The sequence below is a fragment of the Spirillospora sp. CA-294931 genome (assembly GCF_050946795.1).
In the GTDB taxonomy this organism is placed as follows: Bacteria; Actinomycetota; Actinomycetes; order Streptosporangiales; family Streptosporangiaceae; genus Spirillospora.
Map to the genome: position 1 here is coordinate 634,274 of NZ_CP192006.1, position 21,048 is coordinate 655,321.

Annotated in this window: 22 protein-coding genes; 13 read left to right on the forward strand and 9 right to left on the reverse strand. The window is 72.2% G+C overall.

What is annotated here, in order from left to right:
- The first annotated feature begins 53 nt into the window (after positions 1 to 53).
- From ACQPY4_RS02990 to ACQPY4_RS03015, 6 genes are read left to right on the forward strand one after another with little or no spacing between them, the layout of a single operon-like run.
- A complete protein-coding gene (locus ACQPY4_RS02990) occupies positions 54 to 914 on the forward strand; it encodes a Cgl0159 family (beta/alpha)8-fold protein (RefSeq protein WP_433332128.1) in 861 nt (286 codons plus the stop codon).
- Positions 911 to 1,753 carry a 5-deoxy-glucuronate isomerase gene (gene iolB / locus ACQPY4_RS02995; protein ID WP_433332130.1) on the forward strand — a complete coding sequence of 281 codons (843 nt, stop codon included), beginning with the start codon at positions 911 to 913 and terminating at the stop codon, positions 1,751 to 1,753. The genes ACQPY4_RS02990 and iolB overlap by 4 nt, the downstream gene beginning before the upstream one ends.
- On the forward strand, positions 1,750 to 3,600 hold the full coding sequence (gene iolD, locus ACQPY4_RS03000; RefSeq protein ID WP_433332132.1) for a 3D-(3,5/4)-trihydroxycyclohexane-1,2-dione acylhydrolase (decyclizing): 1,851 nt from the start codon (positions 1,750 to 1,752) through the stop codon (positions 3,598 to 3,600). Before iolB ends, iolD begins: the two co-directional genes overlap by 4 nt.
- A gap of 25 nt (positions 3,601 to 3,625) precedes the next feature.
- Positions 3,626 to 4,609, forward strand: a complete 984-nt coding sequence (locus ACQPY4_RS03005; RefSeq protein ID WP_433332134.1) for a sugar ABC transporter substrate-binding protein — start codon at positions 3,626 to 3,628, stop codon at positions 4,607 to 4,609.
- A complete protein-coding gene (locus ACQPY4_RS03010; RefSeq protein ID WP_433332136.1) occupies positions 4,609 to 5,652 on the forward strand; it encodes an ABC transporter permease in 1,044 nt (347 codons plus the stop codon). Before ACQPY4_RS03005 ends, ACQPY4_RS03010 begins: the two co-directional genes overlap by 1 nt.
- A complete protein-coding gene (locus ACQPY4_RS03015) occupies positions 5,649 to 6,458 on the forward strand; it encodes an ATP-binding cassette domain-containing protein (RefSeq protein ID WP_433332138.1) in 810 nt (269 codons plus the stop codon). The genes ACQPY4_RS03010 and ACQPY4_RS03015 overlap by 4 nt, the downstream gene beginning before the upstream one ends.
- On the opposite strand, the gene ACQPY4_RS03020 is transcribed toward ACQPY4_RS03015, so the two are convergent.
- Complete coding sequence (locus ACQPY4_RS03020) at positions 6,445 to 7,776, reverse strand: M20/M25/M40 family metallo-hydrolase (protein ID WP_433332140.1); 1,332 nt, start codon at positions 7,774 to 7,776, stop codon at positions 6,445 to 6,447. The two genes, ACQPY4_RS03015 and ACQPY4_RS03020, sit on opposite strands and share 14 nt — an antisense overlap.
- On the reverse strand, positions 7,766 to 8,884 hold the full coding sequence (locus ACQPY4_RS03025) for an MFS transporter (RefSeq protein WP_433332142.1): 1,119 nt from the start codon (positions 8,882 to 8,884) through the stop codon (positions 7,766 to 7,768). The genes ACQPY4_RS03020 and ACQPY4_RS03025 overlap by 11 nt, the downstream gene beginning before the upstream one ends.
- A 118-nt stretch (positions 8,885 to 9,002) precedes the next feature.
- Here ACQPY4_RS03025 and ACQPY4_RS03030 point away from each other — a divergent pair, with 118 nt between their 5' ends.
- On the forward strand, positions 9,003 to 11,840 hold the full coding sequence (locus ACQPY4_RS03030) for an ATP-binding protein (protein ID WP_433332144.1): 2,838 nt from the start codon (positions 9,003 to 9,005) through the stop codon (positions 11,838 to 11,840).
- Here ACQPY4_RS03030 and ACQPY4_RS03035 read toward each other — a convergent pair.
- The 5 genes from ACQPY4_RS03035 to ACQPY4_RS03055 all read right to left on the reverse strand — a co-directional run bounded on the left by ACQPY4_RS03035 (position 11,837) and on the right by ACQPY4_RS03055 (position 15,148).
- Entirely contained in the window at positions 11,837 to 12,295 is a 459-nt protein-coding gene (locus ACQPY4_RS03035) for a pyridoxamine 5'-phosphate oxidase family protein (protein WP_433332146.1), read from the reverse strand. The two genes, ACQPY4_RS03030 and ACQPY4_RS03035, sit on opposite strands and share 4 nt — an antisense overlap.
- A 122-nt stretch (positions 12,296 to 12,417) precedes the next feature.
- Positions 12,418 to 12,876 carry a PTS sugar transporter subunit IIA gene (locus tag ACQPY4_RS03040; protein WP_433332148.1) on the reverse strand — a complete coding sequence of 153 codons (459 nt, stop codon included), beginning with the start codon at positions 12,874 to 12,876 and terminating at the stop codon, positions 12,418 to 12,420.
- Positions 12,873 to 14,255 (reverse strand): PTS fructose transporter subunit IIC, encoded by a 1,383-nt coding sequence (locus ACQPY4_RS03045; RefSeq protein ID WP_433332150.1) that lies wholly within the window; start codon positions 14,253 to 14,255, stop codon positions 12,873 to 12,875. The genes ACQPY4_RS03040 and ACQPY4_RS03045 overlap by 4 nt, the downstream gene beginning before the upstream one ends.
- 48 nt (positions 14,256 to 14,303) lie before the next feature.
- The gene (locus ACQPY4_RS03050; protein ID WP_433332152.1) at positions 14,304 to 14,591 is read right to left on the reverse strand and encodes an HPr family phosphocarrier protein; all 288 of its coding nucleotides are present in this window, start codon (positions 14,589 to 14,591) and stop codon (positions 14,304 to 14,306) included.
- Positions 14,592 to 14,623: 32 nt separating this feature from the next.
- Positions 14,624 to 15,148: a hypothetical protein gene (locus ACQPY4_RS03055; protein ID WP_433332154.1), complete on the reverse strand. Its 525-nt coding sequence runs from the start codon at positions 15,146 to 15,148 to the stop codon at positions 14,624 to 14,626.
- Between the two features lie 74 nt (positions 15,149 to 15,222).
- On the opposite strand from ACQPY4_RS03055, the gene ACQPY4_RS03060 reads away from it, so the two are divergent.
- From ACQPY4_RS03060 to ACQPY4_RS03070, 3 genes are read left to right on the forward strand one after another with little or no spacing between them, the layout of a single operon-like run.
- Positions 15,223 to 15,783, forward strand: coding sequence for a TetR/AcrR family transcriptional regulator (locus ACQPY4_RS03060; RefSeq protein ID WP_433332156.1), 561 nt, complete (start codon positions 15,223 to 15,225; stop codon positions 15,781 to 15,783).
- Positions 15,780 to 16,670: an MTH938/NDUFAF3 family protein gene (locus tag ACQPY4_RS03065; RefSeq protein ID WP_433332158.1), complete on the forward strand. Its 891-nt coding sequence runs from the start codon at positions 15,780 to 15,782 to the stop codon at positions 16,668 to 16,670. The genes ACQPY4_RS03060 and ACQPY4_RS03065 overlap by 4 nt, the downstream gene beginning before the upstream one ends.
- 2 nt (positions 16,671 to 16,672) lie before the next feature.
- The gene (locus tag ACQPY4_RS03070; protein WP_433332160.1) at positions 16,673 to 16,969 is read left to right on the forward strand and encodes a hypothetical protein; all 297 of its coding nucleotides are present in this window, start codon (positions 16,673 to 16,675) and stop codon (positions 16,967 to 16,969) included.
- Between the two features lie 196 nt (positions 16,970 to 17,165).
- Here ACQPY4_RS03070 and ACQPY4_RS03075 read toward each other — a convergent pair whose 3' ends face one another.
- Positions 17,166 to 18,137 carry a hypothetical protein gene (locus ACQPY4_RS03075; protein WP_433332162.1) on the reverse strand — a complete coding sequence of 324 codons (972 nt, stop codon included), beginning with the start codon at positions 18,135 to 18,137 and terminating at the stop codon, positions 17,166 to 17,168.
- A 172-nt stretch (positions 18,138 to 18,309) separates the two neighbouring features.
- Here ACQPY4_RS03075 and ACQPY4_RS03080 point away from each other — a divergent pair, with 172 nt between their 5' ends.
- Both ACQPY4_RS03080 and ACQPY4_RS03085 read left to right on the forward strand, forming a co-directional pair.
- A complete protein-coding gene (locus tag ACQPY4_RS03080) occupies positions 18,310 to 19,224 on the forward strand; it encodes a DUF418 domain-containing protein (protein WP_433332164.1) in 915 nt (304 codons plus the stop codon).
- Complete coding sequence (locus ACQPY4_RS03085; protein WP_433332166.1) at positions 19,221 to 19,514, forward strand: hypothetical protein; 294 nt, start codon at positions 19,221 to 19,223, stop codon at positions 19,512 to 19,514. Before ACQPY4_RS03080 ends, ACQPY4_RS03085 begins: the two co-directional genes overlap by 4 nt.
- A 1-nt stretch (position 19,515) precedes the next feature.
- Here the strand turns inward: ACQPY4_RS03085 and ACQPY4_RS03090 are convergent, their stop codons facing one another.
- Positions 19,516 to 20,304 carry an ATP-grasp domain-containing protein gene (locus ACQPY4_RS03090; protein WP_433332168.1) on the reverse strand — a complete coding sequence of 263 codons (789 nt, stop codon included), beginning with the start codon at positions 20,302 to 20,304 and terminating at the stop codon, positions 19,516 to 19,518.
- Between the two features lie 174 nt (positions 20,305 to 20,478).
- Between ACQPY4_RS03090 and ACQPY4_RS03095 the strand changes: the two genes are divergently transcribed.
- On the forward strand, positions 20,479 to 21,048 hold the full coding sequence (locus ACQPY4_RS03095; RefSeq protein ID WP_433332170.1) for a TerD family protein: 570 nt from the start codon (positions 20,479 to 20,481) through the stop codon (positions 21,046 to 21,048).

The following is a 21,048-nucleotide window of genomic DNA, read 5'->3' on the forward strand; positions in this document are numbered from 1 at the left end:
AGCGCGATCGTGGTGCGGATGACAGTGCTCGAAGGTGTGGGAGGGCCGGTCGGATGAGGGTGGACGAGCTGAGTGCGGTGCGGGCCGCGCGGCCGGAGGCGGTGGCCGAGGCGGCGGAGCGGCGGGTGCCGTGGAAGGGGGCGCAGGGACGGCTGCTGATCATCGCGGCGGATCATCCGGCGCGGGGCGCGCTGGCGGCGGGAGGCGATCGGCTGGCGATGGCCGACCGGCACGACCTGCTGGAGCGGATGTGCGCCGCGCTCGAACGGCCCGGGGTGGACGGGGTGCTGGGCACTCCCGACGTGATCGAGGACCTGCTGCTCCTCGGGGTGCTGGACGGGCGGATGGCGCTGGGGTCGATGAACCGGGGCGGGCTCGCGGGCAGCGCGTTCGAGGTCGACGACCGGTTCACCGCCTACACGGCGGACGCGATCGCGAAGGCGTCGCTGGACGGCGGCAAGATGCTGCTGCGGGTCGACGACGACGACCCGGCCACCGCCGCGACGCTGGAGGGCTGCGCGCACGCGGTGTCGGCGCTGGCCGCGCACCGGCTGACGGCACTGGTGGAGCCGTTCATCGCGCGCCGGGTCGACGGGCGGCTGCGGAACGTCCTGACCGCCGAGGCGATGTGCCGGGCGGTGTCGATCGCGTCCGGGCTCGGCGCCACCTCGGCCTACACGTGGCTGAAGGTCCCCGTGGTGCCGGACATGGAGCGGGTGATGGCCGCGACGACCCTGCCCACGCTGTTGCTGGGCGGCGAGGTGCCCGACGACCTGGACGCGACGCTGGCGGGCTGGCGCGCGTCGATGGCGCTGCCGGGCGTGCGCGGGCTGATCGTCGGGCGGACGCTGCTCTACCCGCCGCACGGCGATGTGCGGGCGGCCGTGGACGCGGCGGCGGAGGTGGTCCGGTGAAGCACTATCTGCCCGGGGGCTCCTACGACGCGATCACCCCGGAGAGCGCCGGGTGGGACTACTCGGGACTCGGGCTCTTCAGCCTCGGGGGCGCGCGGCGCGAGCACACGTTCGCGACCGGCGGTTCGGAGGCGCTGGTCCTGCCGCTGGCCGGGAGCTGCACGGTGACGTGCGACGGGGAGACCTTCACGGTCCGCGGGCGGCGGGACGTCTTCAGCCGCGTCACCGACTTCGTCTACGTTCCGCGCGACGCGGACGTGACGGTTCGGGGGGAGGGGCGGTTCGCCGTCCCGTCGGCGCGGTGCGAGACCCGGCTCGCCGCGCGGTACGGACCGGCGGAGGACGTCCCCGTCGAGCTGCGGGGAGCGGGGGTGGCCAGCCGCCAGGTCAACAACTTCTGCACGCCCGAGGGGTTCCCGTACGCCGAGAAGCTCATCGCGTGCGAGGTGCTGACGCCGGGCGGGAACTGGTCGTCCTATCCGCCGCACAAGCATGACCAGGACCGTCCGGGCGAGTGCGTGCTGGAGGAGATCTACTACTTCGAGGTCGCCCGTGGCGGCATGGGGTACCAGCGGGTCTACGGGACGCCCGAGCGCCCGATCGAGGTCCTGGAAGAGGTCAGGACGGGTGACGCCGTGCTCATCCCGCACGGCTGGCACGGCCCTTCGATGGCCGTCCCGGGTTACGACCTGTATTACCTGAACGTGATGGCGGGTCCTTCGGATGAAAGGGCGTGGCTTATCTGCGATGATCCCTCGCACGCCTGGGTGCGTTCCGCCTGGGCCGAGCAGGAGATGGACCCCAGGCTGCCCCTGACCGATGTGGAGGGACTCGGATGAGACTCACCGTCGGGCAGGCGCTGGTCCGGTTCCTGGCCGCGCAGTGGACCGAGCGCGACGGCGTCCGGCAGCGGTTCTTCGCCGGATGCTCGGGGATCTTCGGTCACGGGAACGTGGCGGGCCTGGGGCAGGCGCTGCTGGAGTACGGGGACGACCTGCCGTACTACATGGCGCGCAACGAGCAGGCCATGGTGCACACCGCCGTCGGGTACGCCCGGATGCGCGACCGGCTCGCCGCCTTCGCCTGCACGACCTCGGTCGGTCCCGGCGCGACCAACCTGGTGACGGGTGCGGCCCTGGCCACCATCAACCGCATCCCGGTGCTGCTGCTCCCCGGGGACGTGTTCGCGACCCGCGTGGCCAATCCGGTGTTGCAGGAGCTTGAGGACCCCCGGTCTTACGACGTGTCGGTCAACGACTGCCTCAAGCCGGTCTCCCGGTTCTGGGACCGGATCAACCGTCCCGAGCAGCTCCCGTCCGCGCTGCTGGCGGCGATGCGGGTGCTCACCGACCCGGCCGAGACCGGCGCGGTCACGCTGGCGCTGCCGCAGGACGTCCAGGCCGAGGCGCACGACTGGCCCGAGGAGCTGTTCGCTCAGCGGGTGTGGCGGGTCGCGCGTCCCGTCCCGGAGGCCGCGGCGCTCGCCCACGCGGTCGAGCTGCTGCGCGGCGCGCAGCGTCCGCTGATCGTCGCCGGGGGAGGCGTCATCTACTCGGGCGCCACCGGCGCGCTGGCGGCGTTCGCCGAGGCGACCGGCGTGCCCGTCGCCGAGACGCAGGCGGGCAAGGGGTCGCTGCCGTGGGACCACCCGGCCTGCGTCGGGGCCATCGGCGCGACCGGCACCCCGGCCGCGAACGCGCTGGCCCGCGAGGCGGACGTGGTGCTCGGCGCCGGCACCCGCTACAGCGACTTCACCACGGCCTCGCGCAGCGCGTTCGCCCGCCCTGACGTCCGCTTCGTCAACCTCAACGTCGCGCGCTTCGACGGGGTCAAGCTCGGCGGCGCGGCGCTGGTCGCCGACGCTCGGGAGGGCCTGGACGCCCTGCGCCTCGCCCTGACCGGCTGGACGGCCCCGTCCGCCCACACCGAGGAGGCCCGGCGCCTGGCCGCGCGGTGGAACGCCGTCGTGGACGAGGCGTACCGCACGCCGCACCAGCCGCTGCCCGCGCAGTCCGAGGTCATCGGCGTGGTCAACGAGCTGAGCGGCCCCCGCGACGTCGTGGTCTGCGCCGCCGGGTCCATGCCCGGCGACCTGCACAAGCTCTGGCGGACGCGCGACCCCAAGGGCTACCACGTCGAGTACGGGTACTCCTGCATGGGCTACGAGATCGCCGGGGGGCTGGGCGTCAAGCTCGCCGACCCGTCGCGCGAGGTGTTCGTCCTGGTCGGCGACGGCTCGTACCTGATGATGGCGCAGGAGCTGGTCACCGCAGTGGCCGAGAACGCCAAGCTCGTGGTCGTCCTGGTGCAGAACCACGGGTACGCGTCCATCGGGAACCTGTCGGAGTCGGTCGGCGCCGAGCGCTTCGGCACCCGTTACCGCGCCCGCACCGCCACGGGCCTGGACGGCGAGACCCTCCCGGTCGACCTGGCCGCCAACGCCGCCAGCCTCGGCGCCGACGTGCTGCGCGCCCGCTCGGCCGCCGAGCTGCGCACCGCGCTGCGGCAGGCCAGGGCGTCGTCCCGGACGACGGTCGTGCACGTCGAGACCGACCCGATGGTCCCCGCGCCCGACAGCGACTCGTGGTGGGACGTGCCCGTCGCCGAGGTCTCCGAGCTCGGCACCACCCGCGAGGCACGAGCCCGCTACGACAAGGACAGGCAGGCCCAGCGCCCGCTTCTCTGACCACCCCAGGAGAATGGAGAAGGCCATGAATCGTCGGTCGACCGGCGCTCTGGTGACCGCAGCCGCGCTGACGGGGCTGCTCACGTTGAGCGCGTGCAGCGATTCGGGGGGCAAGAAGGCGGAGGAGAAGGCCACCGAGGGCGGCGGGCCGCGCCTCAAGATCGCCATGGTCACCCACTCGGGGCCCGGCGACACGTTCTGGGACATCGTCCAGAAGGGCGCGAAGGCGGCGGCGGCCAAGGACAACGTCGAGTTCCAGTACGCGGCCGACCCGGACGGCGGCAAGCAGGCCCAGCTCGTCCAGTCGTTCGTCGACAAGAAGGTCGACGGGATCATCGTCACGCTGGCCAAGCCCGACGCGCTCAAGGACGTGGTGTCCAAGGCGACGGCCGCCAAGATCCCGGTGGTGTCCATCAACTCCGGCGCGGACGTGTCGGCCAAGCTGGGGGCGATCGCGCACTTCGGGCAGGACGAGAAGATCGCGGGTGAGGCGGCCGGGAAGCAGCTGGCCTCGTCCGGCGCCAAGAACGCCATCTGCGTCATCCACGAGCAGGGCAACGTGGGGCTGGAGGACCGCTGCGCGGGCGCCAAGGCGACCTTCGGCGGCAAGCTGGAGAACCTCTTCGTCCAGGGCACCAACATGCCGCAGGTCAAGTCGTCGGTCGCGGCCAAGCTCCAGGCCGACAAGGGCATCGACGGCATCCTGACGCTCGGCGCCCCGTTCGCCGCGACCTCGGTCGACGTCGTCAAGGAGGCGAACTCCAAGGCCAAGATCGCCACCTTCGACATGAACAAGGACCTGGTCGCGCAGCTGAAGTCCGGCGCGATCGAGTTCGCCGTGGACCAGCAGCCCTACCTCCAGGGCTACGGCGCCGTCGACGAGCTGTGGCTGCTCAAGCACAACGGCAACGTCCTCGGCGGCGGACGGCCCGTGCTGACCGGCCCGGCCATCGTCACCAAGGACACCGCCGCCGCCATCGAGCCGTTCGCCAACAAGGGGACCCGCTGATGGGGCAGGCCGTGGCGGCGCGCCCGGCCGACGAGCGGCTGGGGCGGCGGTCCCTGCCGCAGCGCCTGCTCGGGCGTCCGGAGCTGGGCGCGCTGCTGGGCGCCGTCGCGCTGTTCGCGTTCTTCTCCGTGGTGGCCGACTCGTTCCTGCAGACCGGGTCGTTCTCCACGGTCCTGTACGCCAGCTCGACGTTCGGGATCATGGCGGTGGGCGTCTCGCTGCTGATGATCGGCGGCGAGTTCGACCTGTCCGCCGGGGTCATGGTGACCACGTCCGCGCTGGTCGCGGCGCTGGTCAGCTACCAGCTCACGCTGAACCTGTGGCTCGGCGTCGCGATCTCGCTGGTCGTCACGCTGGCCGTCGGGTTCGTCAACGGGATGCTCTACATCAGGACGGGCCTGCCCAGCTTCATCATCACGCTGGCCACGTTCTTCATGCTCGCCGGGGCCAACCTGGGCGTCACCAAGGCGGTCACGGGCAACGTCGCCAGCGACTCCGTCCGCGACATGGACGGGTTCTCCTCGGCCCGCGCGGTGTTCGCCTCGGACGTCGAGCTCGGCGGCGTCACCGTCAACATCACCGTGTTCTGGTGGTTCCTGCTGGTCGCCGTCGCCACCTGGATCCTGCTGCGCACCCGCACCGGCAACTGGATCTTCGCCTCGGGCGGTGCGGCCCACAGCGCCCGCGCGGTCGGCGTCCCGGTGGCCCGCACCAAGATCGGCTTGTTCATGGGCGTGGCGTTCTGCGCCTGGGTGTCGGGCATGCACCTGCTGTTCGCGTTCGCCTCGGTGCAGTCGGGCGAGGGCGTCGGGAACGAGTTCTTCTTCATCATCTGCGCGGTGATCGGCGGCTGCCTGCTGACCGGCGGCTACGGATCGGCGATCGGCGCGGCCATCGGCGCGTTCATCTTCGGCATGACCAACAAGGGCATCGTGTACGCCGAGTGGAACCCCGACTGGTTCAAGTTCTTCCTCGGGGCGATGCTGCTGATCGCCACCGTGGTCAACCTGATCGTCCGCCGCCGAGTGGAGCAGTCGTCATGAGCGCCGAGACCGCGAGCACCGACAAGCCCCGGGCCCTGGTGAGGCTGGACGGCGTCGGCAAGAACTACGGCAACATCATCGCGCTGCGCGACGTCTCGCTGGAGGTGGCGCCGGGCGAGGTCACCTGCGTCCTGGGCGACAACGGCGCGGGCAAGTCCACCCTCATCAAGATCGTCGCGGGGCTGCACCGGCATGACGAGGGCACCTACGAGGTCGAGGGGAAACCGGTCTCGTTCGCCTCCCCGCGCGAGGCCCTCGACCACGGCATCGCCACCGTCTACCAGGACCTCGCCGTCGTCCCGCTGATGCCGGTCTGGCGCAACTTCTTCCTCGGGTCGGAGAAGCGCAGGGCGTTCGGGCTCATGGACATCGAGTTCATGCGCTCCACCACCAAGAACGAGCTGCTGGCCATGGGCATCGACCTGCGCGACGTCGACCAGCCCATCGGCACGCTGTCGGGCGGCGAGCGCCAGTGCGTCGCCATCGCCCGCGCGGTCTACTTCGGCGCCAAGGTGCTCATCCTGGACGAGCCCACCGCCGCGCTCGGCGTCAAACAGGCGGGCACGGTGCTGCGCTACATCGTCCAGGCCCGTGAGCGGGGCCTCGGCGTCATCTTCATCACCCACAACCCCCACCACGCCTACCCGGTGGGCGACCGCTTCCTGGTCCTGAAGCGCGGACGCGGCATCGCCTACCGCTCCAAGGGCGAGCTCACCCGGGACGAGCTCACGACGCTCATGTCCGGCGGAGCCGAGCTGGAGGAGCTCGCCCACGAACTGGAGTCGATCACCTCTAAGGAGCCGTGACCCCGGCGGCGCCCAGCTCGGCCAGCAGGAGGGCCTCGGCCAGGCACGCCTTCTCGAACCCGGCCAGGTCGAGGCTCTCGTCGGGGCCGTGGGCGCGGCTGTCGGTGTCGCCGCCGGGGCTGGTGACCAGGATCGCCGCCTCGGGGAAGGTCGCGGCGAACTCGGCGACCAGCGGGATCGCCCCGCCGCTGCCGATCTCGACGACCGGCGCGCCGTACGCCTCGCCGTAGGCGCGGCGGGCCGCGTCGTAGATCGGGCCGGCGGTGTCGATGGCGTGGGGCTGGGCCAGGTCGGCGTCGATGACCTTCACCCGGACGCCCCAGGGCGCGTTCTTGCGGAGATGCTCCGCGAGGGCCGCCTGGGCCTTGCGGGCGTCGTCACCCGGGGCCACGCGCAGGCTGACCTTGGCCCGCGCCATGGGCTGGAGAGTGTTCGACACCCCGTCCACGGCCGGGGAGTCGATCGCCAGCACCGACACGGCGGGCTTCGTCCAGAACCTCTCCGCGACGGTCCCGGTGCCCCACAGCGGCACGCCCGGGAGGATGCCCGACTCCGACCGCAGGCGCTCCTCGGAGTAGTCGGCCGAGGTCGTGGACGCCGCCAGGCCCTCGATCGCGGCATCGCCGTTGTCGTCGTGCAGCGTCGCCAGGACGCGGCAGAGCGCGCTCAGCGCGTCGGGGGTCGCGCCCGAGGCGCCGGAGTGCACCCCGTGCCGGAGGGTGCGCACCTCGATCACGCACGCGGCCAGGCCGCGCAGCGTGGTGGTGAACGCCGGGGCGTCCGGGGCGAGGTTCTCCGAGTCGGCCAGCACGATCGCGTCGGCCTCCAGCAGGTCGCGATGGCGCGCCAGGAACGCGCCCAGCGTCGGCGAGCCGATCTCCTCCTCGCCCTCGATCAGCACCGTGACCCCGACCGGCGGGGCGTGGCCGAAGGCCCGCAGCGCCGCGAGATGCGCCGCGATGCCGGCCTTGTCGTCGGCCGAGCCCCGGGCATAGAGCCGCCCGCCGGACACGCGCGGCTCGAACGGCGGCGAGCTCCACGCGTCCAGGTCCCCGGGGGGCTGGACGTCATGGTGCGCGTACAGCAGCACCGTGGGCTTGCCTGGGGGAGCCGGATAGCGGGCCAGGACGGCGGGCGCTCCGCCGACGATGTCGTCCAGGATCTCGGCCCCGGGGAACAGGGTCGCGGTCAGCTCCGCGCTGCGGCGGACCTCGCCGGGGCTGTCGGCGCTCACCGAGGGGACGCGGATCAGCGCGTCCAGGTCGGCGCGGATGCCGGGCAGCGTCTGCTTCAGGGCTTCGCGCAGGTCAGCGGGCATGGGTTTCCTTCCAGGCGGGGATCAGTGCGAGGGCGACGACGGCGGCGGTGAGGGCGAAGCCGCCGGGGTAGCCGGTGAGGCCGGCGACGGCGCCGAATCCGATGGCGCCGATGCCCATGCCTCCGTCGTAGGCGAGGTTCCACTGGGCGCTGGTCCGGCCGGTGGCCGAGGCGGGGGCGCGCTCGAACATCAGCGCCAGCGTCGCGTTCTGGGCCATGCCGAAGCCGATGCCGAACACGGCCGCGCCCGCGATCAGCGTGGGCTCCCAGAGCAGCCCGGCCATTCCGGCGGCCGAGATCAGTACCGACGGGACGAGCAGGCGCGCGGAGCCGTGCCGGTCGCCGTAGCGCCCGGCCGCCCAGCGCGCGAGGGGCATCGTGGCCGCGTGGACGAACAGCGCCAGCGTGGCCGTCCCGCCGGACGCCGCCAGCGGCACGAAGGTCATCAGGATGCCCGCCGCGAGCGCGACGACACCGAAGATCAGCGCCATCCGGCTGAACCCGATGGCGCCGGGCTCGTGCTGGTCGCGGGTGCGCTCGGAGGGCAGGCCGACGGCCGCGACCAGGGGGAGCAGGGCGACCCCGGCGGCCGCGACGAATACCGGGGTGTAGCCGAAGTTGTCGGCGAGCCAGAGCCCGAGCGGGAGGCCGACGACCGCCGGGACGCCGACGGCCACGCCCAGCACGCCGAGGGCCTCGCCCCGGCGTCCGGGCGGGGCCAGTTCGGCGATCAGCGCCGGGCCCGCGACGACGATGATGCCCAGGCCCGCCCCGCGCGCGAGGCAGGTGGCCAGCACCAGGGGCAGCGCGGGCGACGCGGCCAGCGCCACCGAGGGGACGGCCAGCAGGAGCATCCCGAGCACGATGCTCCAGCGGTAGCCGAACCGGCGCAGCAGCGCGGGCATGGCCAGCTCGATGAGCACGGTCGCGAGCATCATCGTCCCGGTGGACAGGCCCGCGCCGAGATCGCCCGCGCCGCCCTCGGCCGCGTACAGCGGGACGACCGGGGCCAGCAGGTAGAAGCTGGCCAGCGACCCGAAGGCCGCGGCCAGCAGGAGCACCATCGGCCGGGTCAGCAACGGGGGCGGTCGCACATCGAGGTCGGTCACCCGGTCAGCTTCGCCGAGCCGGCGTCCCCGGGGCACCGGGAGGGTGCCCTGACCGTTATCCCTGGATCTGCACGGGGGCGTCCCCGTCTGCGATCCTGGGGACATGAGCGTGGGCCCGGTGAGTCCTGTTTTCGTGGGCAGGGACGGCGAGTCCGCCGTGCTCGCGGCGGCTCTCGAACGTGTGCGCGAGGGCGCGCCCGGAACCGTGCTCATCGGCGGCGAGGCCGGGGTGGGCAAGTCGCGGCTGGTCGCCGAGTTCACCACGCCCCTTCCCGAGACCGTGCTCACCGGCCGCTGCCTGGAGCTGGGCGAGAACGGGCTGGCCTTCGCCCCGTTCACCGCCGTGCTGCGGAGCCTGGTCAGGGAGATCGGCGCCGACGGCGTCCAGAAACTGATGCCGCGCGGCGAGGTGGGCGAGCTGTGCCGATTGCACCCCGCGCTCGGCCCGCTCGAACCCCACTGGCCGGGGGGTCCGAGGGGGGTCGTCCCCCCTCATAGATTCGAACCGGGCGCGGTACCGCCGACGATGGCGCGGGCGCGGCTGTTCGAAGAGTTCCTCACGCTGCTGGCCGGGCTGGCCGAGCGAGGCCCGGCGGTGCTGGTCATCGAGGACCTGCACTGGGCCGACCGGTCCAGCCGCGAGCTGCTGGCCTTCCTGGTGCGCAACCAGGAGGCCGTCCCGGGGCTGCTGACGATCGCGACCTACCGCACCGACCGGCTGGGCCCGCCGCTGCGCCCACTGCTGGCCGAGCTCGACCGGACGGCCTGGACCGAGCGGATCGAGCTGGGCCGCCTGCCCAGGAGCGCGGTCGCCGCCCAGCTGCGCGGGCTGCTCGGGCACGAGCCCGACGCCCGGCTCGGCGAGGAGATCTTCCGCCGCAGCGAGGGCAATCCGCTGTTCGTCGAGGTGCTGTCGGCGCGGGCGGGGGCGCCCGTCCCCGCGTCGATCCGCGATCTGCTGGTCGGCCCGGCCGAGCCGCTGCCCGCCGCGACCCAGCGGGTGGTCAGGGCCGCGGCGGCGGGCGGCGAGCGCGTCGGTCACGCGCTGCTGTCGGCCGTGACCGGTCTCGGGGACGCCGAGCTGTCCGACGCCCTGCGCCCGGCGCTGCGGGCGAACCTGCTGCTGGTCGAGGGCGACGTCTACGTCTTCCGGCACGCGCTGATCCGCGAGGTGCTGTACGAGGACGTCCTGCCGGGCGAGCGGATCCCGCTGCACGAGCGCTACGCCGAGGCGCTGGAGAAGGACCCCTCGCTCGTCCCGCCGGGTTGTGCGGCGGTCCAGACGGCCCACCACTGGCACGTGGCCAGGCGCCATCCCGAGCGGGCGCTGAACGCGGCCTGGTGCGCGGCCGCCGAGGCTCGCGAGTCGCTGGCCTACTCCGAGCAGCTCCAGATGCTGCTCCAGGTGCTCGACCTGTGGAAGGACGCGCCCGAGCAGATCGGGGCCTCGCACTCCGACGTCCTGGAGGAGGCGGTGCGGGCCGCGATGGCCTCAGGCGAGGGGCCCGAGGCGATGCGGCTGATCGCCCGCGCCCTCGGCGAGAACTCCGACGCCGCGCGCGAGGGGCGGCTGCTGGCCTACCGGGGCGAGCTGCGCCACGCGCTGGGGCTGCCGGGCGACCTGACCGATCTGCGCGAGGCGGCGCGGATCGTCCCCCGGGGGCACCGGTCACGCGCGTCGGTGCTCAACATCCTGGCCAACCGGATGCTCACGATCCCGCGCGACGACGAGGGGCTGGCGGCGGCCGAGGAGGCGGTGGCCGCCGCGCAGGCCGCCGGGGACCGGACGATGGCCACCATCAACCTCGAATACGCGCGGGCGCGCTCCGGCGACCTCGACGAGCGGCTGCCCCGGTTCGCCGCGGCGCGCGAGACCGCGCACCGGCTCGGCGACGAGCACGCGCTGCTGCACGCCTACCGGTGCGAGGCCGACCTGCTCATCGGCGTCGGACGGTACGAGCGCGCGGCCGCCACCGCCCGGTACGGGCTGGCCACCGCCACCCGGGCCGGGCTCGTCCGGACGGCGGGCCCGACCCACGCGGGCAACCTCGCCGAGTCGCTGATCGCGCTCGGCCGCTGGGACGAGGCCGTCGAGACCCTGGAGCACGCCCTCGACCTGGCGCCGACACCCAGCCTGCGCGCCTATCTCAGGACCCTGCGCGGGACGGTCGCGCTGGGCCGGGGGGACCTCGACCTCGCGCAGAGCACGGCCGCCTATGCCCGCGACGTCTTCGGCCGGGGAACCTCCTACGCCCAGGACTACCTGCTGCTCGTGCGGCTCGAAGCCGACCTGCTGATCGCGCGGGACCGGCGCGCGGAGGCCGCCCGGCTCGTCGAGCGCGAGCTGGCCGTCGTCGACTTCGCGTCCAGCCCCCGCTACTTCTGGCCCGTTCTCGCGGCCGGGGCCGGCGCCGGGGCCGAGGGCCTGGAGCCGGTCGCCGCCGCGCTGCCGGCGGACGGGCCCGTCCAGCGGGCGCACCGGCTCTGCTTCACGGCCGAGACGGGGCGTCCCGACCTGTGGTGCCGGGTGGCCGACGCCTGGTGCGAGCTGGAACAGCCCTACCCGCGCGCGATCGCGCTGCTGCACGCCGCCGAGCGGGCGGCCGAGGAGGGCGACCGCGCCGCGTCCACGCGCCACCTGCGGACCGCCGCCGCCCTGGCCGAGGCCCTGGACGCCGCGCCCCTGGTGGAGTGGGCCGGGCGCCTGGCGAAGGTGACCCGCGTCAGCGTCCGGGACGAGCCGGACGCGCACGACCGGCCGCGCTTCGACCTGACCCCGCGCGAGCGCGAGGTGCTGCGCCTGGTCGCCGACGGGCACACCAACCGCCAGATCGCCGAGGAGCTGTTCATCTCGGTGAAGACCGCGGGCGGCCATGTCTCCAACATCCTGGCCAAGCTGGGCGTGACCGGACGTGTCCAGGCGGCCACCGCCGCCCACCGCCACCGCCTGCTCTAGACGAGCCAGCGGCCCTCGCGCATCAGCTCGCGACCCTTGAGCTCGTTCACCTCGCGCCACGCCTGCACCCGCTGGGGACGCACCCGGAAGTAGCGGTACCCGTCGCCGGACTCGCGGGGGTCGAACCCGGCCTTGGCCTGGAACGCCTCGCCGAACTCCGGCGAGACCTCCGCGGGCCGCAGCGTCTCGGTCACCACCGCGTCGATCAGCGTCACGTCGCGGGTCGGCCCGACGCCGATCCTGGCCCGGCCCGAGGCCATCAGGTTGCGTCCGGTCTGGCTGGCCACCGCCGTCGCGAGGATCATCTCCGCGCCGTCCCAGAGGAACGACAAAGGCACCAGATAGGCGTTCCCCTCGCCGTCCGCCGAGGACACCCAGGCGTCGACGTCGTTCTCGAAGCGATCCAGAACATCCGACTTGCGCTGCTCGGCACTGCGTGCGGGGGGTGGCGTCACGTTCGGGTCCTCCCAACGCCGCCGGGAATTCCACGGCGGATACGAACGGATTGTTCCGTCAACCCTGCCAGGAAACGGCGCCCTTATCGCCGCGACACGGCCGGGCCGGAGGAGATTGTGGGTCAGGTCGTGATTTGGGCGAAGAGGCGGTGAAGATCATCTGGGGTGGGGGCGGTGAGGAGCGCATTACGGTACTCGGCGTCTATGAGACGGCGGCTCAACAACGCGAGGATTCTCAGGTGCTCGTCGCCCGCCGCCGATTCCGGGACGCCGATGAGGAAAAGCAGCCGCGCCGGGGCGCCGTCGAGGCTGTCCCAGCCGACGCCGTCCGGCACCCGCGCGAAGGCCACGGCCGGACGGGCGATCGCGTCGGTCTTCCCGTGGGGGATCGCGATGCCGTCGCCGATGCCGGTCGTGCCCTCGGCCTCGCGCTCGCGCACCGCCCTGACGAACGTTTCCTGGTCGGTGACCAGGCCGGACGCGGCGAGCGCGGCGGTCAGCTCGGCGATCGCCGCGGCCTTGGAGGCGGGCGCGATGTCGCCGAGGACCAGGTCGCGGGTCAGGTAGTCGGTGAGGATCACGCGGTCTCCAGGGGACGCTTGAGGACGAGTGCGGTCGCGGCCGTCACGGCGATGCCCGCCGCCGCCCCGACGAAGAACATCGGAATGCCGTCGACGGCCCCGAGCACGGCCACCACGGGCCCGCCGTGCGGGACATGGTCGAGCACGCCGCCCGCCGCGGCGACCGCCCCGCCCACCACGCCGCCGAGGATGTTGGCCGGGATCACCCGCAGCGGATCGGCCGCCGCGAACGGGATCGCGCCCTCGGTGATGCCCACCAGGCCCATGGCCACCGCGGCCTTGCCCGCCTCCCGCTCGTCCTCGGTGAAGCGGTCGCGGCGCACGAGCGTGGCCAGGCCCAGGCCCAGCGGCGGGACGCAGATCGCCACCGCGCAGGCGCCCATCACGGTGAACTCGCCCTGCGCGATCAGCCCGGCGCCGAACAGGAACGCGACCTTGTTCACCGGCCCGCCCATGTCGAAGGCGATCATCCCGCCGAGCACCGCCCCGAGCACCAGCTTGGACGACCCCTGCATGTCGCGCAGCAGGCTGGTCAGGTCCTCCATCAGGCCGCCGATGGGACGTCCGAGAACCCAGACGAACAGCGCGCCCACCACCAGCGTGGACAGGATCGGGATGACCAGGATCGGCATGATCGGCTTGACCATCTCCGGCACCCGCCAGGAACGGATCCACCGCGCGGTGAAGCCCGCGATGAACCCGGCGATGATGCCGCCGATGAAACCCGTCCCGGCCTCGGAGTCGTAGAACGTCCCGGTCGCGGCGATATGGCCGCCGATCACCCCGGGTGCGAGCCCCGGCCGGTCGGCGATCGCGTAGGCGATGTACCCGGCCAGGATCGGGACCATGAACTGGAACGACGCCGCGCCCAGATCGTTGATCTTCTTCCAGAACGAGTCGTCGGGGATCTTCAGCCCGTCCGGCGTCGTCTCGCCGCCGACCGCCAGCGACACCGCGATCAGCAGCCCGCCGACCACCACGAACGGGATCATGTAGCTGACCCCGTTCATCAGGCTGCGGTAGACGAAGCTGCGCTCCTTGGCCTTCTGGCTCGGCGTCCCGGCGGTGGCACCGGGCAGCGGAGCGGCCAGGGCCTGCTCGATCAGACCGCCCGGGTCCTTGATCGCCGCCGCCACGGACACCGAGACGAGCCGCTTGCCCGCGAACCTGGAGCGGTCGACGTCCTGGTCGGCCGCGATGATCACCGCGTCGGCGGCCTCGACCTCCTCGGGCGTGAGCGCGTCCTCGACCCCGATCGACCCGTGCGTCTCGACCCGGACCTCATGCCCGGCCGCCGTTCCCGCCCTGGTCAGCTTCTCGGCCGCCATGTAGGTGTGGGCGATTCCCGTCGGGCATGCCGTGATGGCCACGACCTTCATCCGGGCTCCTTCCGGCGAATGCAGAGCTCGATTGAATATCGGTCTCGATCATTCCGCAATACCGGAATTCGGCGGCGGCCCGCCATTTGTCAAGAGCGCGGCCAGTTCGTCCAGAGCCTCCTCGGCCCCCTCGCCTTCGGCTTCGAGTGTCACCTCCGTCCCCTGAGTGGCGCCCAACGTCAGCACCGCCAGAATGCTGCTCGCCGAAACCCGGGGGCGATCTCCCACGCGAATGTGGACCGCCACGGGCTGCCGGGCCGCCGCCTGAACGAACAACTGCGCGGGCCGGGCGTGCAATCCCTGAACCGCCCCGACGATCGCCTTGCGCTGATGCATCTGTCCGTGATTACGCCCACCCGGCCCCAAGGTCAAGTGGCGCGGGCGGACACCGCCCGGAGCATGGCGCGGCGGATCAGCCCGCTGAAGGGACGGATCAGCATCCAGTAGAGCGCCATCCTGTAGCCGGTGTCCCCGACGTGCACCCGCGTCTCGGTGCTGAGCAGGGTGCCGTCCCCGTCCGGGACGACCTGGAAGGCGGCGGCCGACTTGGCGAAGCCGGGCTCCTCCCGCGTCCGGAACTCCTCCGGGGCGCAATAGCGCCGCCACTTGGTCGAGTCGCGGCGCCAGAACTGGCCGATCGACCCGTTGACGGCGTGCCGTCCCGGCTCGGTGTCGAGCTCGAACCACCCGCGGCTCGCCATCGTTTCGAGCATGGAGCGCTCGCCCAGCGGCGACCGCGTCCGCGCCCTCATGAGGAGCCGGACCAGCGGCAGATCGGCGGCCGTCGTCGACTGCAGGGCCGCCCAAACGGCCTCGGGCGGACGGTCCACGCGCACCTGGTGCCGCTCGCGGAAGGTGAACTCGGGAAGGAAGGCGTCGAGCGGATCGGTCATGGCGTCACCTTTCTGGACGGTGCCGTACAGAACGTTCTAGACGCTACCGTACAGAACGTCGCTAGACTGAGGCCATGCCCCGTGTCGCTCGCCACACCCCCGAAGCCTGGGCCGCCGCCGCCCTCGACGCCCTCGCCGAGGGCGGCGTCACGGCCGTCGCCGTCGAGCCGGTCGCCGCACGGCTCGGCACCTCGAAATCGAGCTTCTACTGGCTGTTCGAGAACCGCGAGGCCCTGCTCACCGCCGCCCTGGAACTCTGGGAACGCCGGGAGACCGACGAGCTCCTGCCCCGCCTCGCCGCCGTCCCCGACCCGGCCGAACGGCTGCGCGCCCTCGTCCACGAGGCGTTCGGCACCGGCCGCAACGCCGTGGCCCTGCGCCTCCTCTTCGACTCCGACGCCCCGTCCGTCCACGCCATCGCCAAACGCGTAACGAACCGCCGCATAGCCGTCATCGAAACCGCACTTCGAGAACTGGGCCAAGCCCCAGAACAGGCCCGCCACCTCGCCACCGCGGGCTACGCCGTCTACCTGGGCACGGCCGCCCTCCACCGCGTGGACGCGGCACCCCTCGACGAGCGGGCCTACGTCGACGCCGTCCTGAAGTCCTTCGGCGTGACACGATGCGGAACGTGACGAAAGAAAGCCCGACGCTGCTCCAGATCGACAACGCCACCGCCCGGCTCCTCACCACGGCCCGCGGCCTCACCCAGACCGACCTCGCCGCGAGCACCCTGTGCCCCGGCTGGACGCGGGGCCATGTCCTCACCCACATCGCCCGCAACGCCGACGCCCTGACCAACCTGCTCACCTGGGCCCGCACGGGCGTCGTCACCCCCGCCTACCCCAGCCCCGAGGCCCGCGAGGCCGGAATCCAGGACGGCGCGTCCCGTCCCCTCCACGAGATCCTCGCCGACCTCTCCACCTCATCCCAGGCGTTCCACCAGGCGGCCGAGGCCGTCCCCGAGAGCGCCTGGCAAAACCCGGTGAGCGTCCTGGACAGCCAGGAGTTCCCCGCCGCCGAGATCCTCACCCGCCGCCTTCTCGAGGTCGTCCTGCACCACACCGACCTCCGCACCGACTACGACCACACCGACTGGCCGCCCGCCCTGGCGACGATGACCCTCCCCGCCCACCTGCACGCCCAACGAGAATCCCGCCGCCGCTCACCGGCGGTCACCCACCTGTCCTGGGGCCGCATCGACGTCGAGAACCTCGGCACCGGCAAGGACTTCAAGCTCTACCCCGGCGGCGGCCACGAATGGGACTGGTCCGAGACCGGCACCCGCCACTCACCCGGAATCCAGGTCGACGACGTCCGGGAACTCGTCACCAAGGGCAGCACCGTCATCGTCCTCAGCCGCGGCATGCAACAACGCCTGGAAGTCACCCCCGAAGCCCTCGCCTACCTGAAGTCCGAAGGCCTCGAAGTCCACGTCGCCGAAACCACCGCCGCCGTAGACCTCTACAACCACCTGGCCAAAACCGAACACCCAGGCGCCCTCCTCCACTCAACCTGCTGACCATGCCCTGGGCCCTCGGCAACGTCCCCCGCCCCGGCACCAGCCCGAACACCCGCCCGGTCCTCTACCTCGACATCGACGGCGTCCTGCGAACGGGCGTCATGCAGATCGCCGAAACGCGCAAGTGGGCCCCCATCCTCCGCCACGCGAACGGCCGCAGATTCGCCTGGCTGGACGACGTCATCCCCTTCCGCCTCAAGCGCCAAGCCTGGCCCCACCGAGGAATCCTCCTGATAAGGGTCGACCCGTGGACGGGCCTGACAGAACGCCACGTCTCCCGCCTGCACCGCTGGGCCTAGGCCACGATGATGCCCCTGGCCTACACCCCGACAGGCCAGCGTCTTCGTCCTTCCTAGCGAGTGGAGGGGGTCCAGGGGGCGGAGCCTCCTGGCGGGGGTGGCGGGGGCGGAGCCCCTGTCCGGTGGGGTGGCGCCGCCCGCAGCGAGCGAGGACGGTGCCACCCCACCGCGGGGTCTGAGGGGGGCGCCCCCCTCACTAGGCAGTGAACTCCAGGCGGCCTTCTACTGTGAGGCTGCGGGAGCGGGTGTCTTCGGGTTTGGAGAACCACCAGGTGGCCGTGTAGCTCTGGCCGCTTTCGAGGCGGTCGCCGAAGGTGAGGACGCGGCTGAAGGTGCCTTCGGCGAGGCCGTCGTGGCGGGCGGACATGGCGTAGCCGGAGGCGTCGCGGATGGTGACGCCGGCCGAGACGGTGCGGCGGCGGTCGCGGGCCCAGTCGCCGGCGCGGCCGGCGCCGCCGTCCCAGGTGGTGAACATGTCGGCGCGGACGCGGGCCTCGGGGACGATGACCTTGCTGCCGTCCTCGCCGAGGAGGCCGAGGATCAGGCGGGCGCCGACCTTGCGTTCGCCGTTCGCCGAGACGCGGGTACGGGGGCCGTCCTCGAGGAGGCGGACGGGAAAGGTGTGCTCGCCGACGGGACGGCGCATGGCGGCGATGAAGTCCCAGCGCTCGCCGGGGTCGGCGTCTTCGAAGCGGTAGCCGGGCGTCCGGTCCTGGAGGACGAGAAGCGGCGCGGTTCGGGGGGCGTTCTCGCAGACGGCCCTGGGGGTGACGAAGTCGAGCGAGAGGTCGAGGCCGAGTCCGGCCAGCAGGGTGTCCTTGCCCTGGTTGCGCATCTGGTCGATGAGGGTCCTGCGGGCGTGGGTGACGCGGGCGTCGATCTCCTCGTTGGTGAGGTCGACCATGCCGCCGGTCCAGGCCCGGTCGACCTTGTGCAGGCGCAGTTCGGCGATCGCGCGGCGCAGCGCGCTGTAGGGGCCGTCGCCGACGAAGACGGCCAGGCTCTCGCCGATCATCCGGTGGGGACGGCCGCAGGTCTCGTAGGTTCGGAGGCGGGAGAGCCCGTCGGCCCCGTCGGTCGCGGCGTCCTCGTAGGTGCGCTTGGTCCAGCCTCCCTCCAGGGTGTCGCCGTGGAGGAGTCCGGGGGCGACGTCGGGCAGGCGTTGCATGCGGGGTACCTTCCTTCGCTCGAAGAACCGGCTTCGTAGAAACCTTTCATTAGTTTGTTAGGTGTAGTCAATAGCTTGCTTACGGTGTTCTGTAAGCGTGGGTTCGGCGAGCGGTTCGCCGGGGGAGTTAATTGAAGGTTGCATTTTCCGAGGTGGGAGGCGGCGTTCGCTGGTGAAGCCGGACGGACGGATAAGGGAGCTCGATGCCGTCCGGGGGTTCGCGCTGTGCGGGATCACGTTCGTGAATGTGGTGGGGATCACCGGGGTGCACCGGCGGCACATGGCCTATGAGGTGCTGTTGCACCAGCGGTTCTTTCCGGTCTTCGCGTTCCTGTTCGGGCTGGGCTGCGCGTTGTTCCTGCGCGCGCACGAATCGCGGACGGCCCTGGTCGCGCGCCTGGGGTTCCTGATCCCGATAGGCGCGGCCCACCAGGTCCTGCAGCCCGATGAGGTGCTGCTTCCCTACGCGGTGGCGGGGCTCGTGCTGATCGTGCCCGCGTCGTTCTTGCCACATGTGGCCGCCCTCTGGGGTGGCGCGGTTTTCGCCTGTGCCGCTGTTTTCGTCGGCGAAGGCGGAAACCTTCTTATCCCCGGGGCAGTGCTCTTGGGCTTCGCTTCCGCGTATTATCCGGTTCCCGATTGGCGTTGGATCGGCGCGGCCTCCGGTGCGGGCGCGGTCGTCCTCGGCGTTTGGCAGATCTTCTCGCCGGAACCGGCCGCCATTGCCGGGGTGATCACGGGGGTCGCATATGCGAGCGGTCTCGTGCTGCTGTTGGGCACCCGCGCGCGTGCCGCGTTGCTTTTCTTTCTCGAACCGCTCGGACGGTTGGCTCTGACCAACTATCTGTCGGCGACCGTTCTGGTGGTCCTCGCCGATCGATACCTGCGACTCGGACGCCTCGACTCGGCCGCCGGGCTCGCGGTGGCCGTCCTGCTCGTCCAGGTGGCCTTCGGCCGGTGGTGGCTGCGCCGTTTCCGCCTCGGGCCCGCCGAATGGGTGTGGCGCTGCCTCACCTGGTGGCGGGTGGTCCCGCTGCGGAGTTCGTATGATCGCGTTGACGGCCGGACGGGGGAACACGCGCCATGAAGCTCGACTGCCTCTCGTGCACGAGGGAGTTCTCGGCTCCCGATTTCCTGGCGTGCTGCCAGGGCTACCAGCCCGGCCCGGACGCGATGGGCTGGGTGTGCTCGCACTGCGGCGGCCGCGTCGAGGTCCGCGTGGTCACCGGCGAGGTGCAGCGCGGCTACGTCTACGGCGCGGGCACCGCGCATTTCAGCAACGAGCACCGGCTTCCGGTGCCCGGCCTTACGGGGGAGCGCGACGGCGACGCGTTCGTCATCCGCCTCGATGGCCGGATGTGGCGAGTCGAGCGCTGAGTCAGCCGTCCAGCCGGACGGGCTCGACGATCCACTCCGCGTCCGACTCGCGCGGCGCGCAGGCGCGGGCCAGCACCCGCAGGACGATCTCGGGGTCGCAGCCGTAGAGGCCCGCGCCCCAGGCCGCGTTCGCCTCGACCACGGCCCAGCCCCGGCCGCGGACATGGCCGACGTCGACCACCACGGCGGGCGGCAGCGCCACCTCGGCCAGCAGAGTGGACGCGTACTCCCGCGCGGCCCGCTCCTCCTCGTCAGAGGCGTGCCAGCGGCCGTCCGCGGTCAGGGCGAGCTCGCCCTCGCGCAGGTAGGGCGACATGGCGACGATCTCGCCCGCCAGGACGTGGCAGCGGAACTCCACGTCCCAGACGACCGGTTCGGCGACCAGCACCCCGGTCGAGCCGGGCAGGAACCGCTCGTCGGGCAGGCCGGCGGCCTCGTACACCCGGCCCTCGAAGCCCTTGCGGCCGTCGGCGGGCTTGACGAACATCGGCGGGCCCGCCGACGCGCGGGCCTCGGCCAGCGTCGTGCGGGTCAGGGCGCGGCGCAGATGCCGCTCGGGAAGGCCGGGCAGCCAGTCCTGGGGCGCGTCGATCAGGGAGAGGCCGAGCTGGGCCGCGATCACCTCGGCGAACGTGGGCTCGCCGTAGAGCGCGAGGTCGTCCCGTCCGCGCAGGTGGGCGGGTGCCCGCCAGCCGCCGAGACGTTCGGCGGCCCACCCGCACCGGCCCGCGGCGGCGCGCAGCGCCTTGGAGTCGGAGGTGTAGCGCGGAGAGAGCACCAGGGTCGGCACGCGGCACCGTCCTCACGATCGGAATCGACGTCGGCACTATGACGCTCCGCGGCGCCAGGGGGTTCTGGATCTCTGGTGGGATGACAACAGGGCGGATCGGCTGCAAGGCTTTCCCCACGCCTCGCCGCGCTCGTGACTGGTCGGGGTGGCTACGACGACGAGGAGGCGACGGCAGTGACCGTCTCGATGCAAAAGGGCCAGCGGATCTCGCTGGAGAAGCCCGGCGGCGCGCTGAGCATGGTGCGCATGGGCCTGGGCTGGGACGCCGTGAAGAAGAAGGGCTTCTTCGGCTCCCGCGAGCGTGACATCGACCTCGACGCGTCCTGCGTGCTCTTCGCCGACGGCCACCTGGCCGACGTGGTGTTCTTCGGCAAGCTGACCAGCGACGACGGCTCGGTCCGCCACACCGGAGACAACCTGACCGGCGCGGGCGACGGCGACGACGAGTCGGTGATCGTCGACCTCGGGCGGCTCCCCGTCCACGTGACCTCGCTGGTGTTCACGGTCAGCTCGTTCAACGGCCAGACGTTCAACGAGGTCGAGAACGCGTTCTGCCGTCTGGTCAACGAGTCCGACAACGGCGAGCTGGCCCGCTACACCCTCACGGGCGGCGGCACCCACACCGCGATGGTCATGGCCCGGATCTACCGCCACGGCGACGGCTGGAAGATGAACGCGATCGGAGAGCCCTGCCAGGGCCGGACGTTCCAGGACATGCTGCCGGCCATCGCCGGGCACGCCTGA